Below are 19,224 nucleotides of genomic sequence, written 5' to 3'. Positions count from 1 at the left end.
CCGTTTCTATTTGGTCTTGATACGGGGATCGATTGCCGGCGCCACGAGGTCCGCCAGAAGATTGCCCAGAACGATTGCGGTGGCCGAAACCATGGTCACACCCATGATGACCGGAATGTCCACGCGCTGGATCGCCTGCCAGGCCAGCTGGCCGATCCCGGGCCAGCCAAAGACGCTTTCCACAACCACGATGCCGGACATGAATAGCCCGATGTCGATGCCAATCATCGCGATGATGGGAAGAATGGAATTGGGAATGACGTGCCGCAGGATGATACGGGCCTTGCCCAGCCCCTTGGCCCGCGCGGTGCGGACAAAATCCTGGCCCAGCACATCGATCATGCTGGAGCGCATCATGCGGCTGTACCAGCCCGCACCGAGAAACCCGAGCGTCACCGCAGGCAGCACCACGTGACCAAAGGTGCCGTAGCCGCCAATCGGGAACCAGCCCAGCTTCACCGCAAAGACATAGAGCAGCAGAATGCCGATGACGAATTGCGGTGCGGAGATGCTAACAAAGCTGAAGATCATCAGCCCGTGGTCTGCGGGCTTGTTGCGGCGCAGCGCCGCGACGATACCGATGGTCAGGCCGAACACCAGCTCGGTGACGATGGCCGCAACCATCAGCAACAACGAGGCAGGCAGCCGCGCGGCGATCAGCTCCGAGACTTCGGCGCGTTGCAGATAGCTGCGCCCCATGTCGCCCTGAAACAGCGCCGTCAGGTAGTTCCAGTACTGCACGACAAAGGGATCGTTCAGCCCCAGCTGATCGCGGATGTTCTGCACCGTTTCGGCGGTGGCCGACCGCCCGGCGATTTGCCGCGCCGGATCGGCCGGCACAAGATAAAGCAGGATAAAGGTCACCAGCGTGATCCCCAGAAGGATCAGCGCGCTCTCCATCAGGCGGCGGGCAAGATAGGCCTGCATCAGTGGCGTCCTTTCAGGGTCGGATCAAGAATGTCGCGCAGGGCATCGCCCACCAGATTAAAGGCCAGCGCCAGCAACAGGATCGCAATGCCGGGGAAGAAGACCAGCCAGGGGGCGGTGGTGAAATAGGTCTGGTTTTCGAAGATGATATTGCCCCAACTTGGCATCGGGGGCTGCACTCCCACGCCAAGGAAGGACAGCGTCGCCTCAAGCAAGACCGTTGTCGAGATTCCCAGGGTGCCAAAGACAACAATGGACGACAAAAGATGCGGCAGCAGGTGTTTGAACAGGATGCGCAGGTGGCCAGCGCCCAGCGCCCGCTGCACGGTGATGAAATCACGCTCGGCCAGCGACCGGGTCTCGGTATAGATCACCCGTGCCATCTGTACCCAGTTCACCATCGCGATGACCAGCGCCACGATCAGCAGCGAGGGCTGAAAGATTGCCGCCAGAACAATCGCCAGCAGCAGCGCCGGAAAGGCCATCATCAGATCGGTAAAACGCATCAGCACCGCGCCGATCCAGCCGCCGAAATAGCCTGCGGTAATACCGACTCCAGCGCCCAGCAGGATCGCGATCCCATTGGCAAGGATACCGATAATCAGTGACGTGCGCGTCCCCAGAATAAGCCGCGAAGCCAGATCCCGCCCCAAAAGATCCGTGCCCAGCGGGAAATCCGCGCCCGGCGGCAGAGGCGCCCCGGCCAGACTTAACCCGTCAAAGCTCTGCTCAAACGGGTCATGCGGCATGATCCACGGCGCCAGCAGCGCGGCGCCCACCATCAGGATGATGATCACCATCCCAAAGGCCGAGCGCGGCCGGGTCATCAGCTCATAAATCACACGTCGGCTGCGCGCGCCGCGGCCTGCTGTCATCTGACCGTCTGTGGCTGCTGTCATCGTCATGCCTGCCCCCGCATGGCCGGGCGCGCCAGAAACCGGACGGCAGCATCTTCCAAGGCGACGCGCTCGACCATGGCAAAGGCACGCAGTTTCTTCAGGGCCGTCGCCTCATCGACGCCCTCAGAGCGCATGATGACAAGAACCGCCTGCAACAACTCCAGCCGCATCGAGGCGCGCCGGTTGCTTTCAGCCTCACGGCGGCGGGTTTCCATGCGCTCCTTGAACCGAGCAAAGCCCAGCACCAGCGCCGAGTAGATATTGGCGGTGGCATTGACCGGCAGATAAGCATCCAGACCCTGCCGCACGGCCCATTCCAGGCGTCCCGGCGTTTCCGACCCGATCAGCCCAAGGATCGGCATAGGCGCAGATTGCGGCGACCAGGGGAATTGCCCGTCCTCGGCCCGGTCAAGGTCCAGAACCAGCAGGTCAGCGCGGACATCTGCCTCTTCCAGCGCGGGCCAGCGCCCTTCGGCCTTGATGCCAAGCGTGCCCAGACGTCGGACCAGTTGATCCCGCATTTCAGCGCTGGGATGCAGGACAAGAGCGTATTTTCCGGCGAAGCTATAGGTCATTTTACGATCCTCAAACTGGGCGTCTGGAGCGGCGGGGCGGATACAGGGGGAACGCAGGTCAGATAGGGGTCCGCAGCGACGGGGCCCTCGGCAGAAGACAGCAGATGAAACTGTGCGTTCTCGGCCTGCGCGATATGCGGTGTCAGCGATGCGTGTCGGGTGATGGGGTCGATCTGCACCGGCCCCAGAACCGTTTCATGGCGCGCATCGCAGGCCGCATGGAACACCGCCCTTGGCGCGGTGGTCCCGGTTTTCGCGACGGTTTCGGCCAGAATGCGAACGCTGGCATAGGAGGTGGCAAAGACGCAGGAACAGCGCCCGTTCGGCGATATTTCCCGGGCACGGCGTACGAAATCCTCGGGGCCAAGCGGTTCGAAATAGGTCCCGGCCGAGATGATCCCGTCGCCATATTGGCCCAGCACATCAAGATCCGCTTCGGATTGGTTGCAGGACAGGATTGTCGGCCGCTGCCCGGTGGACAATCCGCGCAGGAACGCCTCATTCGACGGACCGATCAGCGAATTGACGACAACATCCGGCTGCTCGGCGATGATCTCGGAGAGGGCCAGATCGGAGTCCACATCGCCAAGCGGTACGAAACGCTCGCCGACGATCTCAACCCCGGCGGCGCTCAGCCGTTCGCGGGCCAGACGCAGCGTTTCCCAGCCCCAGACATAGTTGGAGCCAAGCAGGTAGGCACGGCGCGTGCCTTGGCTCAGCACCCGGTCCAGCAGCGGGATCATATGATGGTTCGGCGCGCCCCCCATGTAGACGACGTGATCGTTGCTTTCGAAGCCCTCATAGGGGCACGGGTACCACAGCATCGCGCCATAACGCTCCAGCACCGGGATCATGTCCTTGCGGCTCCAGGAGGTGATGGCGCCCACCACGTGTGACACACCACCAGCAAGGATATCTCGGGTCATCGCCTCATAGGCCTCGGGACGGCCCGCCGGATCACAGGTCACGGGCGCAATTCGGGCAATGCCCTCGCGCTCCAGATCGTCGATGGCCAGCTCGGCCCCCGCCAGTCCGGCCTGTCCCAGCGCGGCGTAGGGTCCAGAGGTCGAGAAGACCAGACCAAGATCGAATTCCAGCATAGTACCCCACAAACGAAAAAGCCCCGCCACCCTGCAAGAGGGTGATCGGGGCTCAATTGCCAACGGCGATCAGGTCGCCATGTAGGTCCAATAAGGCTTAACAGGACCGGGAAGTCAAACTCTTCGTGGCCGTTTTGTGACGGCTCAGACGCGGGCGCCGATTTTTTGGGCAGCCGCGAAGGCGGCCCTTTGGCGCCTGTTTCTATTGCACCCATGGCGTCGCAGACTGCCGTCCCGCCTGCCCCATGATACCTTTGGCCGCACCGGAGTTGCGGCTAGCCAAACAGCGACAGCAGGATCCCCCCGACACACAAGGCATTGGAAATGATCAGCAGCGCAACCGCCAGAGAGCCAAGGTCCTTTGCGTGTTTTGCCTGCACCGACCATTCGGGCGATATCCGGTCGGTCAGCACTTCGATCGCGGTATTGAGCGCCTCGACCGCCAGCAGGAGTGCAAAGAGAATGGCAAAGGCCGCAAGCTGTAGAGCAGAGGCCCCAAGAACCAGCAGCAGGGACCCCGTCCCAGCCCCCGCGACAAGCTCCAGCCGGGCGGCGGTTTCCGCCATCAACCGCTGCAATCCGCCAAGGGAATACCGGGCAGCGGCAATGACATGCGCAACGCCGGTCACGGCAGGCGGGATTTCTTGCGGGGCTGCGCCCTGCGATTGATCACGTACCGTCATGTTGCGGGCCTCGCGATACGGCAGCGCGACGCCAGATCCAGCTCCGGCTGCCGGACCTCGGTACGGATGTCGAGGAGGCCCAGAACCGTATGGAACAGATTGTCCTGACTGACAGGTTGATCGGTCATATCCTTCAGACAGGCGCCATCCAGATGCATCGCTTCGCGATAGCTTTCCGGCACCCACATCAGGAACGGCACCCGTGTCTGCGCCTCCGGCGCCATGAACATCGGCGCGGCGTGGAGGTATAGCCCGCCCTCCCCCAGGGATTCACCGTGATCCGAGATATACATCAACGCCGGTAGAGCATGGTCCTGCGCGTTCAGCATTGAAATCGCCTTGGCCAGGATGTGGTCGGTATAGGCGATGGTATTGTCATAGGCGTTCACGATCTCTTCCGGCGTGCAATAGTCGAACTCGGCTGTTCTGCAATCAGGCGTGAAGCGGGCAAACGCCTCGGGGTAGCGCCTGTAGTAGGCGGGCCCGTGGCTGCCGATCATATGCAGCACCAGCACGGTGTCTTCCTTGATCGCCCCGATCTGCTGCGCCAGCGCCCCAAGAAGCGCCGCATCGCTGCATTCCCCATCGGCGCAGGCCGCCGGATCAAGCGTAACATCGACCTGCCGCGCCCCGGTGCGCCGGGCGATCCGCTGATCCCCGGTGTTGTTGTCGATCCACACAGGCTGCACCCCGGCATGATCCAGCACATCCAGAAGATTCTCCTGCCCCATGAAGGCGCGGTGGCTGTAGTCACTCCGGCCCAGCGCGGAGAACATGCAGGGCAGCGACACCGCCGTCGATGTTCCACAGGACGAGGTTTCGCTGAAATTGAGGAGATCAAGCCCCGCCAGCTGCGGCGTGGTGTTCCGCTCATACCCGTTCAGCGCGAAATTCTGCGCACGGGCGGTCTCTCCGGCGAAGATCACCAGCAGAACCGGTTTTTTTGCCGCCAGCAGGTCTTCCCCCTTGGCTGCATCCTGTCCCAGCGGTGCGACCTCTGTGTTGCTGGCCCGGATTTCCATCTTGGCGTAGCGGGCGATGGCGCCAATGGTGGCGCCGGGCTGGTAGCTGCCCATCAACTCGTGATGCTCTCGGATGACCGAGGCATTTGCCTTGAGGTTGACGAACAGGAAACCGAACGTCATCGCGAAGCTTGCGACAGCAGTCAGCGGCAGCTTCCACAGGATATGCCGGAACTTCGGATAGGTGATGCGCGGCCAGAACAGCAAGGCGGCGGGCAGCACGCCAGTCAGCCCCATGTAACGCAGATAGGGCAGCGTGATCAGTTGCCGGGATTCCGCATAGGTGGTGTTCATCACGTTCTGGATCATCAGCTTGTCGATCATGATGCCCAGGTGCCCCTGATACCATGAGGCCGCCGCCGCCAGAAGAATGAGAATGGCAGCCACCGGGCGCTGCACGCGCGGCCAGCTGAACGGGCTGAGGGTAAAGAACGTCAGCATCCAGACCGCAGCTCCGAACAGCACCACATTCAACGGCGCGCCCTCGAACAGCGTCGAGAGATGCCGCCAGAACGCCGCGTTGAAGGCCACCAGCATATAAGTGGCGACCAGTATGTTGAGCATCGTTGGCGACAGCTCCGGTCGCCTTATCTGCCGCAGCTGGGTGATCAGCTTTCTGGCTGCATCGGAAAATCGTCCATGCAAGGGGCATACCTCCGGGTAAATGTAACTAGCCTGGGCCGTCGTCAGGCAACTGCCGTCAGGCGCAGCTCTTTGCCTCGATCCCCGGGAGACTCCGGCCATTGCGGCTGGTGTTGGGCGGACAAAAAAACTGATGACGAGCCTGTGCCTGCGCCACCGGATGCCGCAGCAAGCTTTCAGCAACCTTACATCTCTCCGGGTCGGCCGAAACGCGCCAAGCCAGGACCGTCATGCTTCTGTCAAATAGCTGCGGTACCTCTGGCGCCACGCGCAGCAGCACGGGCGAGCACGATGAAGTACCGCACCCTCTTTCTGTCTGACATCCATCTGGGTACCCCGGGGTGCCAGGCCGAACTGTTGCTGGACTTCCTCAACAGTCACGACGCGGACAGCTATTACCTGGTGGGGGACATCATCGACGCCTGGCGGATCCAGCGCAAAGGCTTCCTGTGGCCGCAGGCCCATAACGATGTGGTACAGGCGATCCTGGCAAAGGCGCATGATGGCGCCGAGATCTATCTGATCCCCGGCAATCACGACGAATTCCTGCGCTCCTACCTCGGGACGCATTTCGGCGGCATCGAGGTGGTGCAGACGGCAGATTTTATCGCCGCCAACAACAAACGCTATCTGGTGACCCATGGCGACCAGTTCGATTCCGTGGTGGTCAATGCAAGGTGGCTGGCCCACCTTGGAGACCGAGCCTACGATTTCATGCTCTGGCTCAACACCCGCATCAACCGGCTGCGGCATCTTTGGGGCGGGCAATACTGGTCCTTGTCCAAATGGGCCAAGCATCAGGTCAAACAGGCGGTCAATTTCATCAGCGAATATGAAAACGTCCTGACTGCCGAGGCCCGGCGCGGTGGTTATGACGGGGTTATCTGCGGCCATATCCACAGCGCCGCCCTCCGCGATATTGGCGAGATTTCCTACGTCAACACCGGCGACTGGGTCGAAAGCTGCACCGCCGTGGCGGAACGGGAAGACGGGCAACTGGTGCTGATCGACTGGACCCGCTCTGCCCGGCGCGCCCATCACCGCAGCCGCCGGGCGCGGCGCAAGGACAAACAGTTCGAAAAAGACAGGCAACTTGAAAATGTATGAGAGGTGCCCCCGATGAGCACGACCGCACAGGCGCGGCTGGATGCTGCCGTTTTGCAAGATGGCGATGCCGCAACCGGACGGCTGGAGCGCCTGTTTTCGCGCCTGTTTCTGGGCCTTGTCTATCCGCAGATCTGGGAAGATCCGGTTGTCGATATGGCAGCCCTGAATATCAAGCCGGGAGACAATCTGGTCTGTATCGCGTCCGGCAGCTGCAACCTAATGTCCTATCTCACTGCAGGCCCCGCGTCGGTTACCGCCGTCGATCTGTCGCCTGCCCATGTGGCGCTAGGGCAGTTGAAACTGACCGCAGCGCGCTGCCTGCCGGATCATGCGGCGTTCTACCAGTTCTTTGCCCGGGCCGATCTGGCCAGCAATGTCGCGCTCTATGACCGCTACATCCGCCCCAATCTGGACCCGCACACGCGGGATTTCTGGGACGCGCGGCAACCGATCCGCCGCCGGATCTCCGTGTTTCAAAACCGGTTTTACCGGCACGGTCTGCTGGGGCGTTTCCTCGGCGCCGTGCATCTGGTAGCCCGCCTTGGCCGCGTAGACTTCGCGCCGCTTCTGGCAGCGCGGACGGTAGAGGACCAGCAGGCGTTTTTCGATGAAGAGATCGCGCCGCTGTTCGACATGTGGCTGGTGCGCAAACTGGCCGGGTTCCGCGCCGCCCTGTTCGGCCTTGGCATCCCCCCGGCGCAGTATGACAAGCTCGCCGCTGACGGTGGTGGCGACGTCCTGCCGGTACTGCGCGAACGGGTGCGCAAGCTGATGTGCGATTTCCCGATCCGGGAGAATTATTTCGCCTGGCAGGCCTTTGCCCGGCAATACGACCCCGCCCCGGATGGATCATTGCCACCCTACCTGAACCGGGAAAACTTCGAGGCTCTGCGGCAGAGTGCTGGCAACGGACGGATCGTGAATCGCTCCTTGACCGATCTGCTGGAAGCCGAACCGGACGGGTGCAAGGACGGCTACGTGCTGCTGGATGCGCAGGACTGGATGAATGATACGCAGCTGAATGCGCTCTGGGCGCAGATCACCCGCACGGCAAGACCGGGCGCACGGGTGATTTTCCGCACCGGCGGCAGCGCCGATATCCTGCCTGGCCGGGTCCGGCCCGATCTTCTGAACCAATGGACCTATGACGCTGAAGCCTCGGCCAAAGGCACGGCAGAGGATCGTTCGGCCATCTACGGCGCCTTCCACCTCTACCGCTACAAAGGGCCTTCCCATGTTTGATTCAGCGCCCGATACCCACGCTGATCTGATGGATCAGACCTACCGCCATCAACGGATGATTTATGATCTGACCCGTAAATACTACCTGTTCGGACGCGACCGTTTGATTGCAGACCTCGCCCCCAAGGAAGGTGCGCATATTCTGGAGGTGGCCTGCGGCACCGGGCGGAACCTGCATCTGGCGGCCCGCAAATACCCGCATTGCGCCTTTTACGGCCTGGATATTTCGTCCCAGATGCTGCGTTCGGCACAGGCGAAATTGAAAGACCGGGCACAGCTGGCTCAGGCAGACGCCTGCGATTTTGACGGTGCCACGCTGTTTCAGCGCCCCCGGTTCGACCGGATCTTTGTCTCCTACGGGATTTCGATGATCCCGGACTGGAAGACCGCCCTGCGCGTGGCGGCCGCTCATCTGAAGCCCGGCGGTGAACTGCATGTGGTGGATTTCTCGGATCAGTCCGGATGGCCTGACTGGTTTGAAGCCTCACTGCGCCGATGGCTGGCGAAATTTCACGTCAGTCCACGGCTGAACCTTAAAACCACCCTGCACAGGATTGCCGCAGAGACCGGCGGCACGGCAGAGCATCGCCAGCTTTACCGCGGCTATGCGCAGCACGGCGTGCTGCGCAGGCCGCGTTGACACCACGGCGCGGCGCTCCGGGCCTGCTGCGGACCGCTGCCTCTTTCAGGCAGCACCGGCGAAAAACCGATCACAGACAAGGCATTCCGGGGTGCACAACTGGTTGTCACCGCGGCGATGCCGCGCCCCAAAGAAGCAGACTTCGCTGAGCAAGCACCACAGGCTGAGATCCAGTGATTCACCCAATGGGGCCAGTTGACGTGGATCAACGCGCATATGCGGCAGGCCGCATATACATGCGTCATGCAAGAGATACTAAACGCCATTTATGACTCGACCCGCCGCGCCGCCCTCGCCATCGTTTGGGACGGCGGCGAGCACTGCGTCTGTGAGTTGATGGAGCGGCTTGATGTAAGCCAAAGCCGCATGTCGCGACACATGAAGGTGCTGCGCGAAGCTGGTCTGGTTATCGACCGGCGAGACGCTCAATGGGTCAGGTATCGTCATAACCCGAATATCCCGGCAGAAATCGCGGCTGTCATCTCTGCGGTCTTGCTGGCGGAAAACTCTCTCGAACAGGAGATGGCATGACCACAGATACCCAAGGACTCCCCGCGAAGCATGCGGCACCGGATTGGCTGTGGTATGCGGCTGTTGTCGGGGCCGCGGTCGTTGGCTGGCTGGTATACGGGCAGTTGATCCCGTTTTCTGAATGGGTCACCAGCCTTTTGCCCGTTGCCCGTGACAGTCACACCGGCGAAGCGATCGCCTTCTTCGTATATGACGTCCCGAAAGTGCTCCTGCTTCTTACCGGCATCGTCTTCGTGACGGGTGTCCTGCGCAGCTGGTTCAGCCCCGAAAAGACGCGTACCATCCTGGCTGGCAAGCGGGAGTTCTTTGGCTATCCGCTGGCCGCCTTTCTTGGTGTTCTGACACCGTTTTGTTCTTGCTCATCCGTGCCCCTTTTCATCGGTTTCGTCTCCGCAGGGGTTCCCTTGGGCGTGACGTTTTCGTTCCTGATTGCCGGTCCGATGGTCGGTCCGGTCGGACTTGGGCTGCTCTATGCTCTGGTGGGATGGAAAATCGCCACGATCTACCTTGTATTCGGTTTCACGATCGCAACCGTCACCGGCTACGTGATGGGAAAAATGCGACTGGAACGCTATCTGCAGGACTGGGTGCGCGACCTGAATGCAGGTCCTGTTGGTGCCCTCCCCGAGGAGACGGTTACTTTCGTCGACAGGTTGAAAACCGGCGCAGAGCAAGTCCGTGAAATTGTCGGCAAAGTCTGGATCTGGGTGCTGATCGGGATCGGAATTGGCGCGCTGATCCACGGGTATGTCCCCGAAGCGATGATGCTGAAAATCATGGGCGGTGAGGCATGGTGGTCAGTGCCGGCGGCGGTCGTCTTGGGCGTGCCGATGTACACCAATGCCGCGGGTGTCATTCCCATCGTCGAGGCACTGCTTGGCAAGGGCGCGGCCCTTGGCACGACGCTTGCTTTCATGATGTCGGTGATCGCCCTGTCGCTGCCCGAAATGATAATTCTCAAACAGGTGCTGACCCTACGTCTGATCGCGATTTTTATCGCCATAGTTGCCGCCGGTATTCTCGCCACTGGCTATCTGTTCAACTTCCTTCTGTAAACGCCCCCATAGATCCGCTCTTGAAAGGACATCCCGTGAAATCTGTCAAAGTCTACGGTCCCGGCTGCAAGCGCTGTGAAACCACAGAGAACATGGTCCGCGACGCAGCAGCGAAACTGGGCGTTGAAATCACCCTCGAAAAGGTGACGGACGCGAAATCCATCGCAATGGCAGGTGTCATGTCGACACCCGGGCTCGCGGTGGACGGCAAGCTTGTCCATGTGGGCGGACTTCCCGACCCGGCCAAGCTGGAGCAATGGCTAACCGCCTGAGCAGCCGGATCTAAGCTTTAGCAGCCAATTTTGCCTGGACACCGCGGACGATGCGCCAAATCAACAGTCGCGAACCGGACGCAAAGCCAGTCGCAACGGGCTGGTGGTTTCCCGCCGTTGCGGAGGCTGGCATGGGGCATCTCGCCAAAGATGTAGTACACGTGACGTCCTCTGTGCAGCTCACTGAGGGCAGCCGTCCGATCAATCTGGCGCCCCGCTCCCAAAGCAGCTTTTATCCTCTCGCAGCGGTGTGGTTGCCGCCCGAACTAAGGTACAGTCTATTGCGTCCCGAAGTCGCTACTTTCCGTTGAGCAATGCGGTCTGGTTTATCGAGATCATTCCTGGCGTCAGATAACTGGGCAATTCTGGTGGCAGTAATACCGAAAGGGTTTGCAACCTTTTGCAGGTACGTTCCCGTGCTTCCAGAAGATGAAATTCCAGTAAGGAGGCCGCGGCGGCTGTATCGTTGCGCGTCAGAGCTTCAAGAACCGCGATGTGTTCTGAAATGAGACGGCTGGTCCCCGGCGACCGACCAAGAAGCAGGCGGAACATTTCATTGATTGCCAAGACCAAGCGCGATTTTTGAAGAGTCTTGAGCAAGTGGTTGTTGTGGCAGCCAGACAGCGCCTGCACATGCAAGGCGTTTTCCATTTCGGAAATGTCATTCGCGTCCAGATCCCTGTCTTGGCGGTCCAGCTCCCGTGCCCGCACCAAGGCCCGTTCAATGTAGCTTTTTTCGATATGTGGCGCCGCCTCTGCCAGCGCCACAGGCTCCAGCAGGATGCGCAACTGATAGTGATTGCGCACGTCCAGAGCGGTCAGAACCGGCAACACCCATTTGGAGCGCTCATTCTTCTCTACGATGCCGGAACTGCGGAGTTGCGAGAGCATGTCGCGGACGACCGAGCGGCTGACGGAAAAGCGCTCGGTGAGCTTGCTCTCGTTGATTTGCAGAGGGCCGAAGGGAAGGGCGCGGATCAGCTCATCGCGCAGGACTGGCAGGATCTGATCAGGGTTGGACAGCGCTCTTGGAACGCTGCGGCTTGCTGTTGAATCGAACAGGGCCTGTTCAATCGAATCCCGACGCGGCGGGACAGAAGAATCACTCCCGACCAGGAAGCCCCGGCCTTCGAAGCGGGTGATCATTTTTACAGAATGGAGCTCGGCAAGCGCCTTTCTGATCGTGGTTCTGCTGGTGCCGAAATGCCGGGCCAATGGCTCTTCGGTCAGGACTTGCCCCGTCTCCAACCGCCCAGCCTCTATGGCATCTTTGATCGCCTGGGAAATCGATATGTATCTGGGAATTATGGACAAATTTTAAACTTCGCTTTTGCATTCTGTTTCGGATTTCAGCCACCCAACTGGCGTGTGCCGAGCCCCCAGACCCCATCTGTAACCCATCTTAGGCCGCCGGAGGGGGAAACAAAAGACTTCCCTTTTTCTAAAATGATCTTATGAATACAAAAGATCATTAATGTACGGGAGGACACGAGATGGCATATTCGGAAGCGGCGGTGCAGCCCCCGAGGACGGATGGGAAATCACATCTGTTAGAAGCTTCAATCTTGCCGGTCTGGCTCAATCAGCGGACCATCGGCGGACTGGGCTACGTATGGATCTGGATTGGTATGGCGGTCATTATCGCGACCTTCCAACTGGGCGCGGGCGGGGTTTCCGGATTGCCGCTGACGACGGTGATCGGAACTATTTTCCTTGCCAATCTTGTGCTTGGGCTGGTGATGGCCCTGACGGCGGATATCGGCACCGAGCATGGCATCAGCTTTGCGGTCTATCTGCGGGCGCCGTTCGGCACCGTCGGCACCCACCTGCCTTCGGTCACCCGCGGCATCGTGGCGGCGGCCTGGTTCGGTATCCAGACCTATCTCGGGGCGCTCGCGCTGAACGGCATCGTGTCCTACTTGGGCGGCTTCGACAGCTGGGTCTTCTGGTATGTCGCCTTCGGCCTGATCCAGATTATCAACACCGCGATGGGCATCCGGGCCGTGCAGCTGCTCGCCAGCATTGCGGCGCCTGCGATCATCGCGATCTCGATCTGGATGTATTACACCCTCGAAAACGTCGCCTCGGCGAGCGGTCATAACATCTGGACCTTTGCCGGTGACGCGGAAATGAGCATCGTCGCGCTCTTCGTGGCCAATATGGCGTTCTGGTCGGCACTTGCGGTGGATATCCCCAATATCACCCGCTTTCTGAAGACGAATAGCGGCGAGACAAGCTTCTTCCGTCGTAACCGCAACATCTTTGCGGCGCAGTTCATCGCCCTGCCGGTGGCGCAGAGCTGGATCGCGCTGATCGGGGCGGTTTCCTTTATCGCGACCGGGGACTGGAACCCGATCAACGTCATTCAGGCGCAGGGCACCGGGGTGACGCTGGTCGTGCTGCTCGCGATGGTCATCCTCGCGCAGTGGTCCACCAACACCAGTGCAAACCTGATCCCGGCCGCGCTAACCTTCGTGAACGCTGGCGCGCCGCGCATCACCTATGCGATGGGCATCGTGATTGCGGGTATCGTCGGCACGCTCACCATGCCCTGGCTGATCCTGAACCACCTGTTCACCTACCTCGGCATGTATGGCGCGATGCTGTCTGCTGTCGGCGGCATCATGGTCTGCGACTATTTCCTGATCCGGGGTCGCCGCCTGAACGTGCCGGACCTCTACCGCGAAGACGGCCAGTTCCGTTACTTTGGCGGCTGGAACCCGGCGGGTCTGATCGCCTGGGCCGTTGGTGGCGGGCTGGCGCTGTATTTCATCCAATACGCTTATGTCGTCGGCTTCCCGGCTGCGATGGCGGTGTATTTCGTCCTGATGAAAGCCTGGGTCCTGCCGCGTCATGAACAGGCCGAGATCAACGACCCGGACGATGCGAAATACCTCGCGACATCTGTGGATCTAAACTGGGTCTACACGGCGGAAAACGGCATGCAGCGGGTCAGAACCGCAGACATCCCGTCGGATGCGATCGCTCGCGAAGACCTCTAAGCCGATCAATCCGGGCGGGGGCAGATCGCACCCGCCCGTGGAGACCATCATGATATTTTTTGAAGAGCATCACTCAGCCAGGACAACGACAGTTCCGGTGACGGAACGAACGGCTGCCGCGCTGCACGCGCTGGAAGGCTGGCAAGAGACAGGCGCCTGCACCGCGATCACCGCAGAACGCGCGATGACGCAGGCCGCACAGGCCGAAGACCGCGCGTCCCGTGGTCAGGCGTTAGGGTCTCTCGACGGGATCAGCGTCCTGTGGAAGGACATTATCGACCAGACGGGCCAGATCACCACCTGCGGTTCGGCGCTGCGCAAATCCGCGCAGCCTGCGACGCAGGACGCAGCCTGTGTCTCTCTGATCGAGGCCGCCGGCGGCGTATCGCTGGGGCGGACCGGCCTCTCGGAATTTGCCTTCTCGGGCCTTGGCATCAACCCGCATTTCGGCACCCCGCCCTCTGCCCTGTCAGAGACGGTGCCGCTGCTGCCGGGCGGCTCTTCCTCGGGCTCTGCGGTGCTGGTCGCGGCGGGGCTGGCCGATCTCGGGATCGGCACCGATACCTCGGGCTCCGTCCGGCTGCCTGCGGCGCTGAATGGCATCTTTGGCTTCAAGCCCAGTGCGAACCGTTATGATCGAACCGGCGTGCACGAGCTGTCCCGGACGCTTGATACCGTTGGCACATTCGCGCGGTCCTTTGACGTGCTGCGCGCAGCGGATCACATTCTGAACACCAGACCAGCAACCAGCCCCGACACGGCAAAGACCGAGATCCTCGATCTGTCAGAGAGCCTCGGGCCGGTCTGGGACCCGGAGGTCACCGCAGCCTATCAGGCGGCGCTGAGCCGTCTGGCCGCTGTGGGATGGACCGTGCGCGCCGCACATCTGACGGCGGTGGACGAGCTGCGCGCCCTGACCGCCGCTGAGGGACCACTGGTCGCGATCGAGGCCCGGCGGAAATATGCGGACCTGCTGGCCAGCGACGAGGCCAGCAGGATCGACCCGGTGATCCGCACGCGGCTGCAGCAGGCGCCGGTCCTGAGCGATGCGGACTATGCCGGTTACCTGCAGAAACGGGAGCAGTTGATTGCGGCGGCCCGCGCCGAGATCGGCGACAGGCTGCTCGCCTTCCCCACGGTGCCCTCGCTGCGCCACCCGCTGCCGGTCTACCTGAACGACCAGAAGGCGGCGCAGGAGCTGAACGCCAGACTGCTGGGTGCGACGATGATCGGGAGCCTGCTGGACTGGCCCGGCCTCGCGGTGCCGCTGCGCGATGCAGCGGGCCGTGTCGAAGGCTCGATCCTGCTGTCCGCCGCCTCTGGCAATGATGAGGGGCTGCTGGTTCAGGCCGAGCAGCTCCTCCCCGCACTTACCCATCCAATCCTCAACATATAAGGGAGAATGAAATGACAAAGAAAATTTTTGTCGCTTATGGCGTGGATGTCGATGCCGTTGCCGGCTGGCTCGGGTCCTATGGCGGCGAGGACTCGCCCGATGATATCTCGCGCGGGATGTTCGCGGGCGAAGTCGGCTCGCCGCGCCTGCTGAAACTGTTCGAGAAATACGGCATCAAGACCACCTGGTTCATCCCCGGCCACTCGATGGAAACCTTCCCCGAGGAAATGGCAGCGGTCGCCAAGGCAGGTCACGAGATCGGCATCCACGGCTATTCGCATGAAAACCCCATTGCGATGACCCGCGAGCAGGAGATGGCGATCCTCGACAAGTCGATCGAACTGGCAACCGCGCTAAGCGGCAAGCGTCCGACCGGCTATGTTGCGCCCTGGTGGGAATTCTCCAATGTCACCAACGAGCTGCTGCTGGAGCGGGGCATCAAATACGACCATTCGCTAATGCACAACGATTTCCACCCCTACCGGGTGCGGGTCGGCGACAGCTGGACCAAGATCGACTACAGCCAGCATCCCGACACCTGGATGAAGCCGCTGGAGCGGGGCGAGGAAACCGACCTGATCGAGATCCCCGCCAACTGGTATCTCGACGATCTGCCGCCGATGATGTTCATCAAGAAAGCGCCGAACAGCCACGGTTTCGTCAACCCGCGCGATATCGAGCAGATGTGGAAGGACCAGTTCGATTACGTCTACCGTGAAAACGACTACGCGGTGTTCACGATGACCATCCACCCCGATGTCTCGGGCCGTCCGCAGGTTCTGATGATGCACGAGCGGCTGATTGAATACATCAACAGCCACGAAGGGGTGCAATGGGCCACCTTCGACGAGATCGCAGACGACTTTAACGCACGCGCACCGCGCAAAGCGTGATCCAGACGGTGGGAGGGGCCTCCCCTCCCACCAATAATCCACCAAGCCCGGAGGATATCGGCATGTGCGGATTATGCGGAATTTTTGGCACGGATGATCACTGGAGCGCCGTCGGGTTTGAAACCAGGGCCTCGGCAGATCCGGTGCTGCGGCGGCGGGACCGGACGACGCGGATCGCAGTGGTCAACCGCATGCTCGCCCGCAGGCGTATCCAGCTCTCGGATTGGCAGGGGCAGAGCTATATCCTGCGCAATCTGACCGGGCGGCAGGCCATTGTCAGCAATGTCACCGAGGTCTGGGCCGCGCTTGAAGCGGAATTCGGCGGCGGGTTTGACCCGCTGGACCCGGCAAACTTCCCTGAAACCCTCCCTGAGCCAGGAGCGCAATCATGACGCGTCGCACAGCGGTTCCCATCACCCTGCTGACCGGCTTTCTGGGCGCAGGCAAAACGACCTGGCTGGCGCGCGCGCTGCAGGATGACACCGCAGGCCGCGTCGCCGTTCTGGTGAATGAGTTCGGGGCGGTCGGCATCGACCACCTGCTGGTGGGCACCATCGCGCCCGATACCGTGCTGCTCGACTCCGGCTGCATCTGCTGCCAGATCCGCGGCGAGCTGAAGGACGCCATCCTGAACCTGATGAGCCAGGCGCAAAACGGCGAGGTGCCGCAATTCGACCGGATTGTCATCGAAACCACCGGCCTGGCGGACCCGTCGCAAATCCTGTCGACGCTGACCTTCGATCCGGTGCTGCACAATCAGGTCATCCTGCAGGACGTGGTGACCGTGGCCGATGCGCTGAACGGTGCCGCGCTGCACGCGAAGCAGCCCGAATGGGTGGCGCAGGTGGCGGCGGCCAGCACGATCCTGCTGTCAAAGACCGACCTCGTGCCCGAGGATCGGCTTCTGGACCTTCAGTTGCGGCTAGGGCTGATCAACCCGACAGCACAGCTCCTCGATGCCAGGCAGTGTCCGACCTTTGCGGATATCGCCAGCGATGGCACCAGCGCCCCCGTCCGGGCGCAGACGCGCGCCCCCTCCCATAGCGACGGCACCGGCGCGCAGACCCTGAGCCTCAGCTTCGACGATCCGCTCGACTGGACCGGGTTTGTCGTCTGGCTCTCTGCGCTTATCCACCGCCACGGCACCAATCTGCTGCGGGTAAAATGCCTGCTCAAAACGCCCGAGGGGATCGTCCTGATTGATGGGGTCGGCCACACGTTGCACCACCCGCGTCACCTTGACAGTGCGATGCCTTCCGATCAAAGCTCGCACCTCGTATTTATCGGCCGTAACCTGGACATGACGTTGTTGCGTGCCTCGTTTGAAGCCTTTTTGAACGTGAAAACATCCTGACAGACATAAAGCAAAATGCCGGAACCACTGACATCGCCGCCTTTGCATACCAACCCACCCGTGCTGCGCGTGTTGGGAACCGGAGTGACGCTGATCGACACCGTCCTCGCCTCGGCAGAGGCTGATCTGGGTATCCGGCTTGAGTTCACCGCCTTGGACGGGATCGAAGCACAACGTCGTGGTGTACTGGCGCCAGACAGTTTCGACATCTACGACCAGTGGTTTCATGACCTTGATCTGGTCTGGCCTGCGCGTTCGCTACGGCCGATCGAGGTCGATCGGATCGACTGCTGGGACGAGATCTGGTCCTGGCCGGTGCTCCAGAGCGACCCCGACAGGACGGCGCCGCGCGGCACGCCGCGAGACCGGTTATTCGTGCAGGAAAGCGGCGAATTGGGGCCGGCAGCCTCAGGCCAGATTTCCATGCTGCCAACGGTGTATAACGCCGACAGTTTTGCTATCGTCGGAGACAGCACCGCCCCCGAGCCCAGGAGCTGGGGCGATCTTTTGTCCGGGCAATGGCACGGCAGGGTCGCCATTCAGGCGGATGCAGCCATTGGCGTGCCCGATCTGCTGCTGGCCTTGCGCGCACGGGGCGAGTTTCAATGCGATAATCCCGGAAACCTGGCCCTCGGAGAAATCGGAAGTTTCATCCGCCTCGTCAAACAATATCAACTGTCGGGTCATTTCGCCGGGTTCTGGACCGATAGGACGCCTGGCGCAGATGGGACCGCCAAACTTTCGACCATGTGGTGGTCGAATTACCTCGCGCAAAAGGCCAAGGGTATCCCCATCCGGATGTGCGCACCGCGCGAAGGCTATCGCGGCTGGTGCGGCGGCATGGCCTTGTCCCGGCATCTCGATCAGCGCACCGAGGACCTTGCCTACGCTTATCTGAACTGGTGGCTGTCCGGCCCCGCAGGCGCGATTATGGCGCGCAATGGTGCCTATATGGCTGCCCCCAGCGCGACGCGCGCGCATCTATCATCGGTTGAGTGGGATTTCTGGTATGGTGGCAAACCTGCCGCTTGCGAAATCCGTGACGCGTTTGGGAATGTCGTCTATCACCCCGGAGAACGCCGCGAGGGCGGTAGTTATGAAACGCGGCAAAGTCAGATCGTGATCTGGAATTCCGTAATGGAAGAGCACAACTTCCTGGTCCGGCTATGGGATCTGATTACCGCTGACGCGCTGATATAGTGGATCTCCCTGTGTCGAAGCGGATTGCCAGAGGCAGCAGTCTTGTGAAGACTTTGGGGCCATACGATACACCGAACTCTTTAAATCCGTCTGATCCTCCTGAACATGTCGAAACCTAGTTTTTGAATTGATCCGGCCCCCCATTTCCATCGCCAGTATCGCCCCCGTCGATCACCCTGGGGGAGTAGAAGCGCGGTAGGCTGCGACAAGTCATACGGTCGTCTCCATGTTTCCTGAAGCGGATAAAGATACCAGTGCCCGTTAAGGTGGTCTCAAACAGCCGAGGGCGTTTTTTATACCTGTGTATTTTTACCCAGGACTTAGCGACATGCCAAATATCAAGCCGCCGTTCACCGCTTTGTCTTTGTTGACCAATCAATCTCTGAAATCCGCAAACAGCTTGACAGAAGAGAGTGCTTACGACCTTCCCCCTTCTCCGTTGATGGCTTGCGGCTTTGCGGAGCCCTTTGTTGCAGGTCGATTTCCCGATAAATCAAAGCGCGATTGAAGGCTGTCAGCGCGCCATTGTTCGGTCTGGCAGTGACTCATTGGCGGAACACAAAAACGCCGCCTCACAAGAGGCGGCGTTTTGCGTTATTTTTGGTTGCGGGAGCAGGATTTGAACCTGCGACCTTCAGGTTATGAGCCTGACGAGCTACCGGGCTGCTCCATCCCGCGGAGATT

General features: G+C 61.0%; 20 protein-coding genes and 1 tRNA gene. 13 read left to right on the top strand and 8 right to left on the bottom strand.

From position 1 onward, the window contains the following. Positions 1–6 precede the first annotated feature (6 nt). The 6 genes from SM766_RS20260 to SM766_RS20235 all read right to left on the bottom strand — a co-directional run bounded on the left by SM766_RS20260 (position 7) and on the right by SM766_RS20235 (position 5,851). A complete protein-coding gene (locus SM766_RS20260) occupies positions 7–927 on the bottom strand; it encodes an ABC transporter permease (RefSeq protein ID WP_368948903.1) in 921 nt (306 codons plus the stop codon). After that, the gene (locus SM766_RS20255) at positions 927–1,832 is read right to left on the bottom strand and encodes an ABC transporter permease (protein ID WP_370571121.1); all 906 of its coding nucleotides are present in this window, start codon (positions 1,830–1,832) and stop codon (positions 927–929) included. The genes SM766_RS20260 and SM766_RS20255 overlap by 1 nt, the downstream gene beginning before the upstream one ends. Then, the gene (locus tag SM766_RS20250; protein WP_274840295.1) at positions 1,829–2,401 is read right to left on the bottom strand and encodes an ANTAR domain-containing response regulator; all 573 of its coding nucleotides are present in this window, start codon (positions 2,399–2,401) and stop codon (positions 1,829–1,831) included. The genes SM766_RS20255 and SM766_RS20250 overlap by 4 nt, the downstream gene beginning before the upstream one ends. After that, positions 2,398–3,501 carry a transporter substrate-binding protein gene (locus SM766_RS20245; protein WP_368948902.1) on the bottom strand — a complete coding sequence of 368 codons (1,104 nt, stop codon included), beginning with the start codon at positions 3,499–3,501 and terminating at the stop codon, positions 2,398–2,400. Before SM766_RS20245 ends, SM766_RS20250 begins: the two co-directional genes overlap by 4 nt. 275 nt (positions 3,502–3,776) lie before the next feature. Then, a complete protein-coding gene (locus tag SM766_RS20240) occupies positions 3,777–4,184 on the bottom strand; it encodes a diacylglycerol kinase (RefSeq protein WP_368948901.1) in 408 nt (135 codons plus the stop codon). Beyond that, a complete protein-coding gene (locus SM766_RS20235; RefSeq protein ID WP_368948900.1) occupies positions 4,181–5,851 on the bottom strand; it encodes a phosphoethanolamine transferase in 1,671 nt (556 codons plus the stop codon). The genes SM766_RS20240 and SM766_RS20235 overlap by 4 nt, the downstream gene beginning before the upstream one ends. 288 nt (positions 5,852–6,139) lie before the next feature. Between SM766_RS20235 and SM766_RS20230 the strand changes: the two genes are divergently transcribed. From SM766_RS20230 to SM766_RS20205, 6 genes are all read left to right on the top strand, one after another. After that, the gene (locus SM766_RS20230) at positions 6,140–6,955 is read left to right on the top strand and encodes a UDP-2,3-diacylglucosamine diphosphatase (protein WP_368948899.1); all 816 of its coding nucleotides are present in this window, start codon (positions 6,140–6,142) and stop codon (positions 6,953–6,955) included. 12 nt (positions 6,956–6,967) lie between these two features. Beyond that, complete coding sequence (locus SM766_RS20225; RefSeq protein WP_368948898.1) at positions 6,968–8,197, top strand: BtaA family protein; 1,230 nt, start codon at positions 6,968–6,970, stop codon at positions 8,195–8,197. After that, positions 8,190–8,837 carry a class I SAM-dependent methyltransferase gene (locus SM766_RS20220; protein ID WP_368948897.1) on the top strand — a complete coding sequence of 216 codons (648 nt, stop codon included), beginning with the start codon at positions 8,190–8,192 and terminating at the stop codon, positions 8,835–8,837. Before SM766_RS20225 ends, SM766_RS20220 begins: the two co-directional genes overlap by 8 nt. Positions 8,838–9,080: 243 nt before the next feature. Further along, positions 9,081–9,368: an ArsR/SmtB family transcription factor gene (locus SM766_RS20215; RefSeq protein WP_368948896.1), complete on the top strand. Its 288-nt coding sequence runs from the start codon at positions 9,081–9,083 to the stop codon at positions 9,366–9,368. Then, on the top strand, positions 9,365–10,423 hold the full coding sequence (locus SM766_RS20210) for a permease (RefSeq protein ID WP_368948895.1): 1,059 nt from the start codon (positions 9,365–9,367) through the stop codon (positions 10,421–10,423). The genes SM766_RS20215 and SM766_RS20210 overlap by 4 nt, the downstream gene beginning before the upstream one ends. 35 nt (positions 10,424–10,458) lie before the next feature. Then, on the top strand, positions 10,459–10,695 hold the full coding sequence (locus SM766_RS20205) for a thioredoxin family protein (RefSeq protein WP_065271767.1): 237 nt from the start codon (positions 10,459–10,461) through the stop codon (positions 10,693–10,695). 297 nt (positions 10,696–10,992) lie between these two features. On the opposite strand, the gene SM766_RS20200 is transcribed toward SM766_RS20205, so the two are convergent. Then, entirely contained in the window at positions 10,993–12,009 is a 1,017-nt protein-coding gene (locus SM766_RS20200) for a GntR family transcriptional regulator (RefSeq protein WP_368948894.1), read from the bottom strand. Positions 12,010–12,188: 179 nt separating this feature from the next. Here SM766_RS20200 and SM766_RS20195 point away from each other — a divergent pair, with 179 nt between their 5' ends. The 7 genes from SM766_RS20195 (at position 12,189) to SM766_RS20165 (ending at position 19,048) form a co-directional block, all read left to right on the top strand. Further along, a complete protein-coding gene (locus tag SM766_RS20195; protein ID WP_368948893.1) occupies positions 12,189–13,697 on the top strand; it encodes an NCS1 family transporter in 1,509 nt (502 codons plus the stop codon). 49 nt (positions 13,698–13,746) lie between these two features. Beyond that, positions 13,747–15,093: an amidase family protein gene (locus tag SM766_RS20190; RefSeq protein WP_368948892.1), complete on the top strand. Its 1,347-nt coding sequence runs from the start codon at positions 13,747–13,749 to the stop codon at positions 15,091–15,093. An 11-nt stretch (positions 15,094–15,104) separates the two neighbouring features. Further along, entirely contained in the window at positions 15,105–15,986 is an 882-nt protein-coding gene (locus SM766_RS20185) for a polysaccharide deacetylase family protein (protein WP_274836431.1), read from the top strand. Positions 15,987–16,048: 62 nt separating this feature from the next. Beyond that, entirely contained in the window at positions 16,049–16,378 is a 330-nt protein-coding gene (locus SM766_RS20180) for a hypothetical protein (RefSeq protein WP_368948891.1), read from the top strand. Further along, positions 16,375–17,340: a CobW family GTP-binding protein gene (locus SM766_RS20175; RefSeq protein ID WP_368948890.1), complete on the top strand. Its 966-nt coding sequence runs from the start codon at positions 16,375–16,377 to the stop codon at positions 17,338–17,340. Before SM766_RS20180 ends, SM766_RS20175 begins: the two co-directional genes overlap by 4 nt. Positions 17,341–17,355: 15 nt before the next feature. Next, the gene (locus tag SM766_RS20170) at positions 17,356–18,540 is read left to right on the top strand and encodes an ABC transporter substrate-binding protein (RefSeq protein ID WP_368948889.1); all 1,185 of its coding nucleotides are present in this window, start codon (positions 17,356–17,358) and stop codon (positions 18,538–18,540) included. A 328-nt stretch (positions 18,541–18,868) separates the two neighbouring features. After that, positions 18,869–19,048 carry a hypothetical protein gene (locus SM766_RS20165; protein ID WP_368948888.1) on the top strand — a complete coding sequence of 60 codons (180 nt, stop codon included), beginning with the start codon at positions 18,869–18,871 and terminating at the stop codon, positions 19,046–19,048. 93 nt (positions 19,049–19,141) lie between these two features. On the opposite strand, the gene SM766_RS20160 is transcribed toward SM766_RS20165, so the two are convergent. Further along, positions 19,142–19,218 (bottom strand) — tRNA-Met (locus tag SM766_RS20160). Positions 19,219–19,224: the final 6 nt, after the last annotated feature.

It is taken from the genome of Pseudophaeobacter sp. A-200-2, assembly GCF_041008815.1.
In the GTDB taxonomy this organism is placed as follows: Bacteria; Pseudomonadota; Alphaproteobacteria; order Rhodobacterales; family Rhodobacteraceae; genus Phycobacter; species Phycobacter gallaeciensis_A.
Note: the sequence above shows the minus strand (reverse complement) of the source record. Positions and strands in the feature narration are given on the sequence as shown.